Below are 14555 nucleotides of genomic sequence, written 5' to 3'. Positions count from 1 at the left end.
CGCAAACCATGGAACAATCTCGCGGCCTTGCGGTTCCTAACATCGAAGGAGAACCCCCATGCTTAGATTCCTTATCCGCCTCGGCGCGATCTACGCGGCGTTCCAGATCGGCCGAGAGTTCGGCCGCAAGGAGACCGAAATCATGCTCCTGCCGCCGCCCGTTGACTACGAGCGGCAACCGACGTCAAGAAACGAAACCGATTTCGGAGAGGCATAGGACCGGTCAATCTGTCTGGTCGATCTGGCCCATGCTGGCGCCGTCCCTGCGCGGGGCGCTTTATCGTACGAACGGACCCGGCCACTTGGCTGTTGCCAGGATCGTTTCTGGCAACGCAATAATTGAGCCGCTATCTCTGTCGCTCAAACGCGGCACAGCGAGGTTGACCGTGCGTCGAAGAATGAGTCTCAGATCCTGGCGTTGAGCCGATGGAGAAGGCATGATCAGCACGGGCAAGGACGAGCACAACCCTAAGAAAGTGGAAGGGAATGAAGCACTGGTGCTGTCAACTGCCAAAGAGACCGGCATCACCGAGGATCAAGCGCGCGACCTTGTTCGCCTGATCGGCACCGGCCGCAATTCGCTGCTCCGTGAGGCACGGCAGCTGCTCCGGCAGCGCCTGGCTAGTTTAGACCGAAGGTGCTCAGAGCACGGCTATCCCGTCGCCTTCTGCTGCCCGGCGGTCATCGCTTTGAGAGCCCGGACCACCTCTGCAGGTCCGGCGGGTTTCATCACTCTTACGCCGGACGAGAACGCTTCGGGGGTTTCCTCGAGCCCCAGGCCGGAATAGACGATGAAAGGAACCGCCCGCCCTGCCAAGGTTTTTGCCGCGTCAACAGCCTCGCCGTCCGACAGCCTTACGTCCAGGATCGCTGCGGCGGGGGTATGGTCCGCAAGAAAACGTTTCGCCTGGGAACATGTCGCCGCCAATGCCACGGCAAAGCCCGCCTCCGAAAGAGTGGACTCCATATCCAGTGCTATCAAGGCTTCGTCGTCGACGACAAGGACCAAGGGTTTGCCCATGCGCGGATGATCGCACGTTTGTAGATGGAAGACGAGTCGAGGCTACGACCCTTTTAGGGTCGAGTTCCCGTACGCAGCGGGTCGAGACCGCGAGCAATGGGAACCAACTGATCCAAGCCGCATTATATTTGGTTGGACTGGACAAGGTGTTTGGGATGCATGAAGCAACACAGGCGAATGTTGTCGCCTTCGAAAACCCGGGGGTGTCCAGCAATGACGGTCTGGATTTCGATTACAAGGATTTCTTCGAAAACGGCGCCGTTGCCCTCCATCTGGTGAACGCAGACGGCGTAATCGTGCATGCCAACCAGGCTGAGCTCGACCTTCTCGGCTATCCCGCAGAGGACTACCTCGGTTGCCACATCGCCGAGTTCTATCCCGACCGGGACGTCATAGAGGACATTTTGGGTCGCCTTGCCAATGGCGAGAAGATCGTAAGATATCCGGCGCGATTGAGGGCCAGCGATGGATCGATCAAGCACGTCGAAGTCACCTCAAGCGGACATTTCCGGGACGGCAAGCTGATCAACACCCGGTGCTTCACGGTCGATGTAACCGACTTGGTGCACACCCGCTCGGAGCTCAGGCAGCATGACAGTACCTATCACCAGATACTCGACGGCCTACCCGTCGCCATCTACACGACCGATCAGGATGGGACGATCACCTACTACAACCGCGCCGCGGCCGATCTGGCAGGCAGGGAGCCTGAGGTCGGCAAGGATAAATGGTGTGTGACGTTCAAGCTGTTCAGTGCCGACGGCAAGGAATTGCCGCACGATGAATGCCCGATGGCCATCGCGCTCAAGGAGAACAGGCCGGTCCGCAATCAGCAAGCTGTTGCGCAGCGTCCCGATGGATCGTTTTTTCCGTTCCTGCCCTACCCGACACCGCTGCGGGACGAGCACGGCGCTCTGATTGGCGCCGTCAACATGCTGCTGGACCTGACGGACCGCCAGCGTGCCGAAGAAACCAGGCAGCACCTGTCAGCGATCGTGGAATCCTCATTTGACGCTATCGTCAGCAAGGATCTCAACACCATCATAAAAAGCTGGAACCACGGCGCCGAACGGCTTTTCGGCTATACCGCCGACGAAGCGATTGGCCGGTCGGTGACCATGCTGATCCCCGAAGACCATCAGGACGAGGAACCCCGCATCCTCCAACGCATTCGCCGCGGCGAGCGCGTCGAACCATTCGAAACGACCCGCCTGCGCAAGGATGGCAGCCTGGTTCCGGTTTCGCTGACGATATCGCCCGTGCGTAACGCAACCGGGCAGATCACCGGCGCATCGAAGATAGCGCGAGACATCACGTCGGCGAAGGAGAATGAATACCGCATCCGCATGCTGATGCGCGAGGTCAACCACCGGGTGAAAAACCAGTATTCGGTCATCCTGTCGATGATCCGGGAGACCAACAAGCGATCGGAGACGCCAAAACAATTTGAAACCCAGGTGCGCGAGCGCATCATGGCGTTGTCACGATCTCACGACCTGCTTGTATCGGCGGATTGGAAGGGTGCCACGATCAGCGACCTTTTGGCGGCCCAGGTCGAGCCTTTCCCGCGGGGGATTTGATCGAAATGTCGGGCCCATCATTGGTGCTCAGTCCCAACGCAGTTCAGTATCTCGGGATTGCCTTCCACGAACTGGCGACCAACTCGGCCAAATACGGGGTTCTCTCAGGGGACAAGGGCCGGATCTCGGTCACATGGGGCATCACCGGTTCCGGTGCTTCGAGGCTCTTTCACCTCACCTGGGTCGAAACCGATGGGCCGCAGGTTCAGACTGTCGGACAAGGTGGCTTTGGAACCGTGGTGCTGAAGCGGGTCGCGCCCGCAGCGGTTAGTGGGCAGGGAAATCTTGAACACGGTCCGCATGGCATAACATGGAGCCTGGAAGCGCCTTTGGCTTCCGTAGCAGCTTCTGCCGTCCATGAAGCTTAGAAGCACGAAGCAGCCCTGCGACGAGCATTCGTCAATTGGAAGCCCTTGATGCGGCCTTTGCCGAGCGAAAACCCCGTTTCCGCTAAAGATCGCCAGAGCCATTGCTAAAGTCGGCAGAGCAAATCACCGGCAGAGGGCGCATTTCGTTGCACGGAACGGGACAGGACCGGCGTAGCCAGAGGCGAGGTAACTATGGACATCGACGAGTTCCGTGCGACCCTTCAGGGAGTAGAGCCCCCGGCGAATCTTGGGATGGCGCTCCACGCTCTATGGTGGGATAGACAGGGCGATTGGGAGCGGGCGCATGAGTGTGTGCAGGCCAACGAATCTGATCCGGCCTCTGTATGGGTTCATGCCTATCTGCACCGCAAAGAAGGCGACCTTTCTAATGCAGCCTACTGGTACCGCCGCGCCGGGCAGCCTGTGGCAACTGGCAAGCTAGACGCAGAGTGGGAGTCGATTACAGAATCACTTCTTGCAGGATAGTGAGGGGTCGCTCAAGGGGCAGCCTAGCGCCTCATCGCCCCCGTAGAGGCGAAACTCACCTCCGCCCGATGGGATCGGCTGGAGCCCAGGAGGTCCGAACGTTTCCGCATAAATTGATGCAGCGAGATTGTTCTCGCGATTCCGTAAGGTCTCTGTTTAATAAGCTATATCTAATATTGACTATTTTCTGTCGCTCAAAAGTCGCAGACTTCATTTTACTGATCACCGTTAGCTTCTTGGTAGCTCTCATGACTATAAACTTCTTGCGGGCGAATAGCTTTCATGCTGCCTTCGCGCACTCAGGAATCAGGGAGCTTAGGCATGGCGGAGCGGATTGCGCGTGATGGGTTTTGGGTTTTGCATCTCGCGCGCTTGCCGCAAGTCGTGTCGCTTCGCTCCAGCACTTCCACCTTGACGATCCTAACTGTTGCCCTTGCGCTGAGCGCCGCGCCGGCTCGGGCAGATGGCGGCAATGGTAGCAGCGCAGGCGCTGGACAAGGTGGCGTTGACGGCGCGCTCGCGAGTGCCACGGGTCAGAATGCCGCCAATGGCGCGACCGCTGGTGGCGGTGGTGGCGGCATTGACCTCACGACGGGTGACGGGGCGCCAGGAGGATCGGGAGCGGTAAGTGGGACAGCCAACAACCCAAATGGCGTTGCCGGTGCCACTGGTGCTACGGGTCTGGTCATCTCGACAGACGGGACCATTGCAACCAGCATCAGCGGCGGGGCCGGCGCTTTGGGCTCCCCTGGCACGAATGGCGTCGTCAGGAGCGGCGGCGGTGGCGGTGGCGGTGTGGGCGTCAGTGCCACGGCCGACGTTACAGTCACTGGCACAGGATCGGTGAGTGGTGGCACTGGCGGCCGAGGTGGGACAATGGCAACAGCGGCAGCGGTGGTGGCGGCGTCGGCATATTCTCGTCCGCAAACGTGTTTGTAGAGGCGGGCGGCAGCGTTACCGGCGGCACGAGTCTTTCCACCATTGGGGTCCAAGCAGGTGGTGGCGGCGGCGCAGCTGCCATCGTCCTGATGGGCGGCGGGACAATCCAGAACAGCGGGAATCTGCTCGGGGGTGCCGGTGGAAGAACAGTTCTCGGCGGCGGTGGGGACGGTGGCGCCGCTGTTCTGCTGCTTTCAGGTGGAACCGTCATCAACAAGCTAGGTGCGACGATCGTTGGCGGCAGTGGCGGTCAGGGCTCCTTGGCAGGCGGCGATGGCGCCGCAGGGATCAAGGGCGCCAACATCGCGGTCATCAATGCGGGTACGATCAGCGGCGGTGCCGTCGGCACCGGTGGCGGAACGCCGGCAGCCGGCAAAGCCATCCAGTTCACCGGCGGCGTCAATTCGCTGGAGATTCAGGCCGGCTCCACCATCACAGGCAATGTGGTCGCTTTCAGCGCCGCGGATACATTCAAGCTGGGTGGCGATATCAGCGCCAGTTTCGGTGTGTCGCAGATCGGCGCTGGCGCCAAATATGACGGGTTTGGGTTCTACGAGAAAACCGGAAACAGCACCTGGACCCTAACGGGGACGACAACTGCCGTCACGCCTTGGACCTTGTCCGGCGGGACCCTGCAAATTTCGAGTGACAACAATCTGGGCGCCCTCTCGGGCGGCTTGACCTTCGACGGCGGCACGTTGCGCACGACCACCAGCTTCGCCACCAATCGCAATGTCCTGATCAATTCGACCGGCGGGTTCGACACGGTGGCAGGCACGCAGTTGGACGTGTCAGGCCAGGTGACCGGCACCGGCACACTGGTCAAGAGCGGCGCCGGCACCCTCAACGTCACCAATTTGTCCAACAGCTATACCGGTGGCAACATCGTCAATGCAGGAACGCTTGCCGGCAACACCGTGGCGATCCGTGGCGACATCCTGGACAACGGCGCTGTCTCGTTTCTCGACCTCGGCCCCCACACCTTCGGCGGAAATATCTCCGGCTCGGGCAGCGTCGACATCGAAGGCTTCGGCACGCTGACGCTGACCGGTGCCAACACCCACAGCGGCGGCACCAAGGTCGGGACCGGCAAAAGCATCTCGGTCGCGTCGGACCAGAATCTGGGTGCCGCTACGGGCCTGCTGACACTCGACGGCGGCGAACTCGGCACGACAGCAAGCTTCGCCATGAGCCGCGATGTCAAGCTCACTTCCGCCTATGGCTACTTCCGCGCGGCGGCGGGTACGACGCTGACCGCGAATGGCGAGCTGAGCGGCGTGGGCGGCGTCTACAAGGAGGGCGCCGGCACCCTGGTGCTCAACGGCGACAGCACCTATTCCGGCCGTACCACGGTCGACGGGGGCAAGCTCGTCGTCGAAGGTTCGCTTGGGAATACCGAAACGACGGTCAACAGCGGCGGCACGCTGGGCGGCTCCGGCTCGATAGGCGGCGCGGTGATCGTCGCCGATGGCGGCGTGCTGGCCCCCGGCTCCAGTCCGGGTACGCTTACGGTCGGATCGCTCAGCCTGAGCTCCGGTTCTATGCTCGACTACGAGCTCGGCCAGGCAGGAATTGTCGGCGGCGGTGTCAACGACCTGATCGAGGTGACCGGAGCGCTGACGCTGGACGGCAGCCTCAACATCACCGATGTAGGCGGCTTTGGCCCTGGCGTCTACCGGCTCATCAATTATGGCGGCGCCCTCACCGACAATGGTCTCGAACTCGGCAATCTGCCGGCCGGCGTCACGGCGGCCGATTTGACGGTGCAGACTTCTGTCGCCAACCAGGTCAATCTTATCAGCAGTGTCGGTAACGACCTGTTGTTCTGGGACGGTGACGCGGCCGGGAATGCCAACAACGAGCTGGTCGATGGCGGCAACGGCACGTGGACTGCGGCAAGCCCGACGTGGACGACGAGCACCGGCCTGGTGACCGGCGCGATGAAGCCGCAACCCGGTTTCGCCATCTTCCAGACGCTTGGCGGCACCGTCACCACCGACGACAGCGCCGGCGCGCTGGAGGTTACCGGCATGCAGTTCGCTGCCGATGGCTACGGCATCGAGGGCGACTCCGTCACGCTCGCCGGCGCCGGTGGCGAGAGCATCATCCGGGTCGGCGACGGCACGGTGGCCGGAGCAGGTTACACCGCCACCATCGCCTCCGTGCTAACCGGGACCAGCAGCCTGACCAAGACCGATGCGGGCACGCTGGTGCTGTCCGGCGCCAACACCTACACGGGCGGCACCACCGTCCTGGGCGGCGTGCTATCTGTTTCAGCCGACAACAATCTCGGCGTTGCCGCTGGCGGCCTGACGCTCTCCGGCGGGACGCTGCGCAACACAGCGGCGTTCAGCTCGGCGCGCGACGTCACGCATTCGTCGGCCGGCGGCACCTTCGACACTGTGGCCGACCTGACCTTGTCCGGTGCGATCTCTGGCGCTGGCAGCCTTGCCAAGACCGGCGCCGGCACGCTGACGCTTACGGGAACGAACAGCTATGGCGGCAACACGTTGGTCAGCGCTGGCACGCTGGTCGGCGATGCAACCTCGATTCGTGGCGACATCGGCAATTCCGGCACTGTCGTGTTCGACCAGGCGGCGGACGCCAGCTTCGCCGGCGATATCTCCGGCACCGGCGCAATGATGAAGGATGGCGCCGGCGTGCTGACGCTGTCAGGCACGTCGCTGCTGGACTGGACCGTCAATCAAGGCGGCCTCGTCTCGGCAGCCGAGCGCTTAGGTGGCGATGTCGCGATCGGCGCCGGCGCCTCCTTCACATTCGACCAAGTCGCCTCCGCCAGCTATGCCGGCGTGCTCTCGGGCGCCGGTACGTTCATCAAGGACGGCCAAGGCACGCTGCTGCTTGCGTTGGACAACTCAGGCTTTACCGGCGCCACTACGGTCAGCGGCGGCACGCTTGCCGCGGGCGCTGCGAACGCGTTCAGTTCCTCCTCGCAGTTTTCCGTCGCCTCGGGCGCCACGCTCGATCTTGCCGGCACGTCCCAGACGATTGCGGGGCTGAGCAACGCCGGAACGGTGCGCATCGCGGGTGGCGTCCCAGGCGACACACTTACCGTAAGCGGCGACTATGTCGGCAATAGCGGCGCCGTCGTTCTCAACGCTGCGCTCGGTGGTGACGGTTCGCCGACAGACATGCTGGTGATCGCCGGCAACACGTCAGGGACGGGTACCCTTCAGGTCGTCAATTTCGGCGGGTCGGGCGCCCAAACGGTCGGAGGCATCAAGATCGTCGACGTCGGCGGCGTCTCGAACGGCAGCTTCTCGCTCGACGGCAATTATACCTTCGAAGGCGATGCAGCGGTCGTCGCGGGCGCCTACGCATACAGGCTCTACAAGAACGGCGTCAGCACGCCGGCCGACGGCGACTGGTATCTGCGTTCGGCCCTGATCAACGGCGATCCCGATCCGCAGCCGCTCTATTCGCCCGGCGTGCCGCTGTACGAGGCCTATGAAGGGGTGCTGCAGGCCTTCAATGAACTGGGCACCATGCAGCAGCGCATTGGCAATCGGTCGTGGGGCGAGGGTGCTACGCCGCAAGGTGCGGACCTGCCAGGCCAGGGCTCGGTCGACGGCAAGGCGATATGGGCGCGCATCGAGGCTGCCCATGCCGAGATCAAGCCGGAGACGTCGACCTCCGGCACGAACTATGACGTGACCACCTGGAAGCTGCAGGCCGGCGTCGATGGACTGCTGCACGAAAGCGACGCCGGCACCTTGATCGGAGGGATTACGGCCCACTACGGAACCGCGTCGTCGGACGTCTCCTCGATCTTCGGGGCAGGGTCGATCGCTGCCACCGGCTACGGCGTCGGCAGCACGCTCACCTGGTTCGGCAGCGGTGGCTTCTACGTCGACGCGCAGGCTGAGGCGACATGGTACGACAGTGACATCCGGTCGGCCACGCTGGGCACCACGCTTGCGGACGGCAACAACGGTTTCGGCTACGGGCTGAGCGTGGAGACCGGACAGAAGATCGCCCTCAACGGCAACTGGTCGCTGACGCCGCAGGCCCAGCTTGCCTATTCCTCCGTCGACTTCGACACGTTCACCGACCCGTTTGGCGCCGTCGTGTCGCCCGGCAGCAGCAACAGCCTCGTCGGTCGCCTCGGCCTCTCCGCGGACTATGAAGACCAGTGGGTGGACGATGCGGGGCAAGTCAGCCGCACCCACATCTACGGGCTCGGCAACCTCTACTATGACTTCCTCGACGGAAATGATGTCGATGTGTCCGGCACGAAACTGGTCAGCGAAAATCAGGCGCTGTGGGGCGGTGTCGGCCTTGGTGGCTCGCTGAGCTGGGCGGACGGTCGCTACGCCGTCTTCGGAGAAGGGACAGCGCGGACAAGCCTCAAGGATTTCGGCGATAGCCACGCCCTGGGCGCCAAGCTCGGGTTCGCTGTGAAATGGTAGCGGCGATCAAGCTGGACATGTCGACTTTGGCTTGAGGGTCGTGTCCGGCACGGCTATGGAATCCGGACTTGCGGGCCACCCGGCTCGTCGCCCTCGGACGTTTCCTTACCGGCTGCCGGCATCAAGTACCAGGCTCGCATCCGAAGCACCCTGGCGGTCGATCACAGGGATGCCAGCGCGCTGGACATGCGTTCCAGTCCTTGGCGCAACAGAGGACGCGGGCAGCCGACATTCAGGCGGATGAAGCCTTCGCCGCCAGGCCCATAGACGCGGCCATCGTAGAGATTAACCCCGGCCCGAACTGCTGCTGCGGGTAGCCAGTTGATGAACTTGCCAGCCGAAAGCGTTTGCGCAAGGCAAAACAGCCGGTCGGCCCCGCGCCTCTTTCCCCTACGCAAGAGGTGCGGGCGATGTCGCGGGCTTCAGTCCTTGTGCGGGACGATATAGCGACGGCTCACCGAATCCGCCCCTGTGCCCCGCGTGACGACAATGGTCCTGTATCCCGCGGGAACGGAACCTGTAGCCATCGGATCGATTAAACGGCATCGACCGACAATCTCTCCGTTGGGCGCGTCCGCGAGCCTCCTCGCTAGCGTCAACTGGCATGTGTCAAGGGATCCGAAAACGGCCGGTGATGTACCGAGTGGTTCGCAGACTCCCTGGCCGGGGCTGCAAGAAAGCAAAACTAGCACAGCAGCCGTTACCGGATCCATTTTTGAAGCTCCCTCCGCGAATGAGCCTCAACGCGCTATGTCGCAGTTTGTTTCATTAAGCCCGGTTGTGCCGAGCCCGGCCAGCAGGGGCAGGAAGCCATGCCCACTATATCGCGCTGCCGGAATCGCCAGACGCCGGCAGCAACCAGCGAGATGACAAGGCGCGGATGTAGAGCGGGACGAAGCTTATATCAGTGGTGGGTCTTTCGATCCGCCAGCGTAAGCGCTTCGTCTATTTGTTGGCGCAGGCGGGTGAGGTCGTCCAACCGAAAATCAAGCGGCAGTTCCGCTCCACTCTCCAATCGGAGAAAGATGGCTACAGTGCCGTCCTCTTTCATGGCCAGTTGAGTGCTCGTTATAGAAATGCCCTGCAGTTTTGGTGTCATTTCGGCAGGAAGAGTGGCGACGAGCTTTCCCATCTCGGCCGAGAGGGCAGCAATTGCCAAAGGAACACATTGTGCGGAGAAATCGAGTTGGAATCTCTTTGTGTCGATTGATCCAAATGTGACCGACACCGTGCCTAAGGCGGCGTCGATCCCAGATGCTAAAACTACATCCAGAACCGGAGCCTTCATAACCGTGTCCGCCATGGCGTTCCCCCGCTTTGTTGAATCGCAGCAAATCATCATCCCTGCGCCGGCACAAGGACACGCCCAACGCTCCCCGCCAACCATGGGATCTACGCCTTGTCGACAAGTCGCGTCTTCCGCTTCGGCGCTACGTAGCTCTCCACTAAGCGAGCGTGGAAATTCGAACTCGGCGCAATGATAACCCACAAAGACCAAATCTTGCCGTCTATGGTTATGGGAGGGGTTAGGACCAGCAAGGTCCGCGGGATTTGCGGCGTGCGATCCTTCATGAACGTGGATCCCAATCGGGATAGATCTTGGCGGACAGCCTAAAGCCGATTGATGACGAGGCATGGGCGCATTGCATTCTGACTCCGGAGATGGTTGCGAAGCTCTCCGCCTAACCGCTCCGCATCGCAAACGACAGAACCCCGCCAAGTGTGGGGTTTTGTTGTGGCAGGCGGGCGGAACCGGAACGCTCTTAAACCGTTTAAAGCCCATAAGGGACGGCAACGGAAAGATAGAAGATCATGAATAAGATTGTATCGGGTATGCTGGCGGCCACGCTGTCAGTTTCGTTCGCGGCCACCGCCGCTGTGCCTGCAGGTGCAGCGCAAATGTTCACGCCGCAGGCGCCTTCGGCGTCGTCCGATGTGCAGGCGGTGGACTACAAGCCGTGGATGAAGCATCGCGGCGATCGCAATTCCTCGCGCTACAACAATGACGGCCCCTACTGGAACGGCCATCGCGGCTCGCGCCATTACCGACACGGCTATCGCCGCCACGGCGATTTCTGGTTCCCCGCCGGAGCATTCATTGCCGGCGCCCTGATTACCGGCGCGCTCAACAACAACCATCGCGTCTACCGGGGTGGCGATTCGCATGTGCAGTGGTGCTACGATCATTACCGTAGCTACCGCGCCTCGGACAACACCTACCAGCCGAACTACGGCCCTCGTCGGGAGTGCAATTCTCCCTACTGAGATTTTTGACCGAAATGAGAACCCCGCTTCGGCGGGGTTTTTCTTTGTGTGAGGCGTGACGGCGAATTAGGGTTACGAGACCCGACATCGCTGTGAGGGACAAACAAATGCTCCGCCGCCACGAGACTCAAGATATCCGGCTGGGCAAGGTTCCGGAGAGTTGCTACCGTCGAGTTTCCTCGGTTATGGCAGATCGATAAATAGTCAAAAAATACAATAAAATCAACGGCGATGGCGGAGAGAGCGTCCGTCCGCCGCACTCATGACAGGTTCCGCCGAGTGCCGAAAACCCAACAAATATATCGGGAAAACAGCCTAAATCGATCCGAACAGTTCTGCTCAATTCCGGCTAAATCCAATGCTTGTTTGTGGGTTGAATTGTAGGTACATTTTGCCCACCACAAAACAATAGTGTTGGGCGGGCGGATGGCCAGGTCGATCAACAAGTTAAGCGCCGTCGAGGTAGCGAAGAAAACCAAGCCTGGCACCTACGGTGACGGCGGCGGCCTTTATCTGCAAGTGGCGAAAAGTACCGCGAAGGGGGCGCAAGACGGCGAAGTCACCAAGTCCTGGCTCTTCCGCTTCATGCTCGCCGGCAAGGCCCGGTACATGGGGCTTGGCGACGTTCAGACCTTCTCCCTGAAAGAAGCACGGGAACGAGCACGCGACGCCCGCCAGAAGGTCACAGACGGCATAGACCCCATTGAAGTTCGGAAGGAGAAGAAGGCCGCTCTTCGGGCAGAGGATGCCAAGCGCGTGACGTTTAAGCAGGCTTCGGAGCGCTACATCGCGGCGCACTCCGCTGGGTGGAAGAACGCCAAACATGCGGAGCAGTGGCGCAATACGCTCACAACCTATGCGTGGCCTGTGATCGGGGACTTGCCGGTGGCAAAGGTGGACAGCGCCCACGTGATGCAAATCCTAGAGCCGATCTGGACGACGAAAACCGAAACAGCCACCCGCGTTAGAGGTCGCGTAGAATTGGTGCTCGATTGGGCGAAGGCCCGACACTACCGAAGCGGTGACAACCCAGCACGGTGGCGCGGCCATCTCGACAAGCTGCTTCCGGCACGGTCGAAAGTTGCCAAGGTCGAGCACCACGCGGCAATGCCGTATGCAGACCTGCCCGCATTCATGTCTCAGCTCCGTTCAATGGGAAGCATCTCGGCTCGTGCGCTTGAGTTCACTATTTTGACCGCTGTGCGCACAGGTGAGGCTATCGGCGTGATGGAGGGCGAGATTGATTTCGCCAACAAGCTCTGGACGATTCCGGCAGTGCGCATGAAGGCAAGCCGTCCGCACCGCGTCCCGCTTTCGGATCGCGCGCTCCAGATCTTGAAGAGCGTTCCACGCGAGGCGGACAGCCCCTACCTGTTTCCCGGCGCCCGAACCGGGAAGCCGCTCAGCAATATGGCGATGCTGGAACTCCTCCGGGGCATGGAAGGAATGGAGGGCCTGACGGTCCACGGCTTCCGCTCGACTTTCCGCGACTGGGCAGCCGAGCGTTCGAACTTCCCGCGCGAACTCGCGGAGGCGGCGTTGGCGCACGTTCTGTCCGATAAAACGGAAGCGGCGTATCAGCGTGGCGACATGCTGGAAAAACGGCGCAAGGTAATGACTGCTTGGGCTAGCTTCACCAACGCACCTTCCATTGCGCGGTAATCGCAGCAGGCTTGCCCGTGGATCGAATATGCTCTACCCCGTTTTTAGGAACCTAAACCTTCGAGTGGGCGCCTGATGGTAGGGGCTACGGCAGCGGGTTCAACCCCCGCCGCCCACACCTTTGTGAGCCTTCAGATGGAATATTCGTGGATAGTTTTGGCCTGGGTGGGACCGGAGCTCGAAGAGCGATTGCTCAAGAGCGACGTAGTCTCTGTTGAGCCAAATCCAGGCTTCCTCAAGCCTCTCGGTGTTGTGTCTGAACGCGCGTATCGCCCGTGGGTGGTCAAACCTTATATCGAGGTTTGGCAGGAAATTGGCCGCAAGATAAACCGGGAAACGGGCGGGAAGGTTGTTGGGCGCAGCCAGCAGCTCACAATACAAGCTTCCCCTGGCGCATCGCCGAGACGGTACAACTTCAATTTACGCTTTTACCGACCCGGCACTTTGTGCGTGGAAGTACGTTTGGTCGATGACATAGGAGGATCAACAGAAGAGTTTTTCGCCTATCGCCAACTTGAAAACCACCCTTGGGTGCCTCTGGTGGTGGACTGTTTGATTGGAATTATCAGCACCGGTCAACTGACTGGTTATCCAACATCTAATTCTTACTCAGCAAAGCCCGCAATGTTAATGTCAGCGCCTGTAGGAGAGAGCGATTTCGAGGTTTGGCGAGACAACACAAAGGAGGAATTGGTTGGGCTTTTGATAAACAATAAGCATTTTGATCGGGCGAGCGATTATTTAATTCAGAAAATTTTCGAAAAAAACAAGGAAATGGATGTAAAATACGCGAAATCTGTGCTTTCAATGATCAGCAAGCAGGGCGTAATAACTGTATATCCTAGTGGTGGTGATGACCTAGCTCGGGATATAAACCGAGAGCACATTCGTAGATTTCGATTTCTAGAGTATGCCCTAGCTCTGCAGAAATTCGTCGAGAAATACCGTGATATTCGCTCTGACAATCGCGAGCGGGCTGAGTTTTTGCTTTTCTTGTGTATGCCATTTTTGAGCGAGAAGGCTAATCTACCCAAAACCGTGACCGGAACTAATACTTGGAGAATTTTGGCTGAGGAATTCTCATTGGAAAGATCGGTTGGTGCATTGGAGAAAACTTACCTACTAGAAAGTGACTCCAAGGAGGACTACTATGTTTCTATCCAAACCCGAGGGTATGATTCTTTAGACTATATGGATAATGTGTATCGCGTGACCAGACCTCACAGAAATTGGATACGCAAAGATTTCACATCGAATAAGATCATAGCTTGGACAATTTCAACTGCTGTTGCGATCTTCGGCGCGATATTGGCCTATCTCAAGTTTGGCTCATAACTGAAATCGGTGGCCTGCGCAAAATCCATATAAAATTTGCGAGGGACCTGGTGTGGGGATGGCCGGGGGGTGGCATCAGCGAAAGCCCCTCTTACTCCATTTAGAATGAGGGGGGTGGGGGTCCTCAAAAGCCATATCGATGTGCGCCCCACACATGGCCCACAACGCGCGCCGGGCCGTGCCCGGCCATGACATGCCCGATGACGTTGAACGCGCGTACACGGCCCGCCCACGGCCACGGCGTTCGCGGTCGCCCCGCGCGCCATCCGCCATGATCGCCAACACGCCGCGATACGCCATATCCACGCCTCCGATCCGATCCGCAGCCCTCGCGATCCGTGTTCAAAAAACCCCTCCGAAACGCTCGCGCCGGAAGGGCGCAAATCCGGGCTTTTGAGCCTGTCATTTTTGCGTTCAAAAACCATTTGTTTTTCGCACATCGCGCTTGACTGCTGGGCATAGTAGAGCG

At 60.2% G+C, this 14555-nt stretch carries 9 protein-coding genes; 7 read left to right on the top strand and 2 right to left on the bottom strand.

Going from position 1 to position 14555, the window contains the following annotated elements; translation table 11 throughout:
* Positions 1-58 precede the first annotated feature (58 nt).
* Positions 59-217: a hypothetical protein gene (locus tag NLY37_RS17810; protein WP_023671107.1), complete on the top strand. Its 159-nt coding sequence runs from the start codon at positions 59-61 to the stop codon at positions 215-217.
* A 435-nt stretch (positions 218-652) separates the two neighbouring features.
* Here NLY37_RS17810 and NLY37_RS17805 read toward each other — a convergent pair whose 3' ends face one another.
* On the bottom strand, positions 653-1021 hold the full coding sequence (locus NLY37_RS17805) for a response regulator (protein ID WP_023671108.1): 369 nt from the start codon (positions 1019-1021) through the stop codon (positions 653-655).
* 155 nt (positions 1022-1176) lie between these two features.
* Between NLY37_RS17805 and NLY37_RS17800 the strand changes: the two genes are divergently transcribed.
* The 3 genes from NLY37_RS17800 to NLY37_RS17785 all read left to right on the top strand — a co-directional run bounded on the left by NLY37_RS17800 (position 1177) and on the right by NLY37_RS17785 (position 8824).
* A complete protein-coding gene (locus NLY37_RS17800) occupies positions 1177-2601 on the top strand; it encodes a PAS domain S-box protein (RefSeq protein WP_286440119.1) in 1425 nt (474 codons plus the stop codon).
* A 1326-nt stretch (positions 2602-3927) separates the two neighbouring features.
* The gene (locus NLY37_RS17790; protein WP_156033724.1) at positions 3928-4083 is read left to right on the top strand and encodes a hypothetical protein; all 156 of its coding nucleotides are present in this window, start codon (positions 3928-3930) and stop codon (positions 4081-4083) included.
* Positions 4084-4384: 301 nt separating this feature from the next.
* Positions 4385-8824: an autotransporter outer membrane beta-barrel domain-containing protein gene (locus NLY37_RS17785; RefSeq protein WP_156933891.1), complete on the top strand. Its 4440-nt coding sequence runs from the start codon at positions 4385-4387 to the stop codon at positions 8822-8824.
* Between the two features lie 904 nt (positions 8825-9728).
* Here the strand turns inward: NLY37_RS17785 and NLY37_RS17780 are convergent.
* Entirely contained in the window at positions 9729-10127 is a 399-nt protein-coding gene (locus NLY37_RS17780; RefSeq protein WP_023740898.1) for a hypothetical protein, read from the bottom strand.
* 509 nt (positions 10128-10636) lie between these two features.
* Here NLY37_RS17780 and NLY37_RS17775 point away from each other — a divergent pair.
* The 3 genes from NLY37_RS17775 (at position 10637) to NLY37_RS17765 (ending at position 14086) form a co-directional block, all read left to right on the top strand.
* Positions 10637-11089 carry a BA14K family protein gene (locus NLY37_RS17775; RefSeq protein WP_023740899.1) on the top strand — a complete coding sequence of 151 codons (453 nt, stop codon included), beginning with the start codon at positions 10637-10639 and terminating at the stop codon, positions 11087-11089.
* A gap of 426 nt (positions 11090-11515) precedes the next feature.
* Positions 11516-12751 (top strand): tyrosine-type recombinase/integrase, encoded by a 1236-nt coding sequence (locus NLY37_RS17770; RefSeq protein WP_023740900.1) that lies wholly within the window; start codon positions 11516-11518, stop codon positions 12749-12751.
* A 75-nt stretch (positions 12752-12826) separates the two neighbouring features.
* Positions 12827-14086 carry a hypothetical protein gene (locus NLY37_RS17765; RefSeq protein ID WP_156933892.1) on the top strand — a complete coding sequence of 420 codons (1260 nt, stop codon included), beginning with the start codon at positions 12827-12829 and terminating at the stop codon, positions 14084-14086.
* The last annotated feature ends 469 nt before the right edge of the window (positions 14087-14555 follow it).

The organism is Mesorhizobium sp. C395A (genome assembly GCF_030323205.1).
Classification (GTDB): Bacteria; Pseudomonadota; Alphaproteobacteria; order Rhizobiales; family Rhizobiaceae; genus Mesorhizobium.
This window is presented reverse-complemented; position numbering and strand designations above follow the sequence as displayed.

Coding starts and splice junctions, on each gene's coding strand:
- NLY37_RS17810 (WP_023671107.1), top strand. CDS start 59: ATGCTTAGATTCCTTATCCGCCTCGGCGCGATCTACGCGGCGTTCCAG.
- NLY37_RS17805 (WP_023671108.1), bottom strand. CDS start 1,021: ATGGGCAAACCCTTGGTCCTTGTCGTCGACGACGAAGCCTTGATAGCA.
- NLY37_RS17800 (WP_286440119.1), top strand. CDS start 1,177: ATGCATGAAGCAACACAGGCGAATGTTGTCGCCTTCGAAAACCCGGGG.
- NLY37_RS17790 (WP_156033724.1), top strand. CDS start 3,928: ATGGTAGCAGCGCAGGCGCTGGACAAGGTGGCGTTGACGGCGCGCTCG.
- NLY37_RS17780 (WP_023740898.1), bottom strand. CDS start 10,127: ATGGCGGACACGGTTATGAAGGCTCCGGTTCTGGATGTAGTTTTAGCA.
- NLY37_RS17775 (WP_023740899.1), top strand. CDS start 10,637: ATGAATAAGATTGTATCGGGTATGCTGGCGGCCACGCTGTCAGTTTCG.
- NLY37_RS17770 (WP_023740900.1), top strand. CDS start 11,516: ATGGCCAGGTCGATCAACAAGTTAAGCGCCGTCGAGGTAGCGAAGAAA.
- NLY37_RS17765 (WP_156933892.1), top strand. CDS start 12,827: ATGGTAGGGGCTACGGCAGCGGGTTCAACCCCCGCCGCCCACACCTTT.